General features: G+C 57.1%; 1 protein-coding gene. It reads right to left on the minus strand.

Features of this window, described 5'->3' with window-relative positions; genetic code table 11:
* Positions 1 to 34: 34 nt before the first annotated feature.
* On the minus strand, positions 35 to 574 hold a 540-nt coding region (gene virG, locus NKJ32_RS35475), incomplete at its 5' end, for a two-component system response regulator VirG (protein WP_352673484.1).

Raw genomic sequence — 574 nt, forward strand, 5'->3', positions numbered from 1 at the left:
GCCTCGTCACCCCAATCTCCAGCATAGCTCACTGTCACGCGGCCAACGTGCCTCCGTAGCTAACATCTACGTCAGCGTTGAAGAAGTACCCCGCGCCACGGGATGTTTTGACCAGGCGAGGGTTGGCCGCATCAGCCTCCAGCTTTCGGCGCAAGCGCATGATTAGGACATCGATACTTCGATCGTACACCTCTTCTCCACGCACACGGCTCGCGAGCAAAAGCCGTTCTCTGGATAGCACGTTGCGGGGGTTCTCCAGAAATGCGATCAAGAGATTGAACTCACATGCGGTAAGCTTGACCTCGCCACGCTCCGCACAGATCAGTCGCCGCTGCTTCACGCTGAGCTTCCAGGCCCCAAAGCGAAATGAGCGCTGCTCTCTGGTTCGCGGACTAGAAATGCGCTGGCGTAGCGCTACTCGAATGCGGGCCAAGAATTCGCGCATCCCGAAAGGCTTGGGAATGAAATCGGTTGCGCCGAGCTCCAGTGCAACCACTTTTTCCGCCTCATCAAGCCGGTCGCCGCTGATCACTATGATAGGAACATCCGATTTTGTCGCCAGATTGCGGACGAT

The sequence above is a fragment of the Mesorhizobium sp. M0159 genome (assembly GCF_040322295.1).
Classification (GTDB): Bacteria; Pseudomonadota; Alphaproteobacteria; order Rhizobiales; family Rhizobiaceae; genus Mesorhizobium.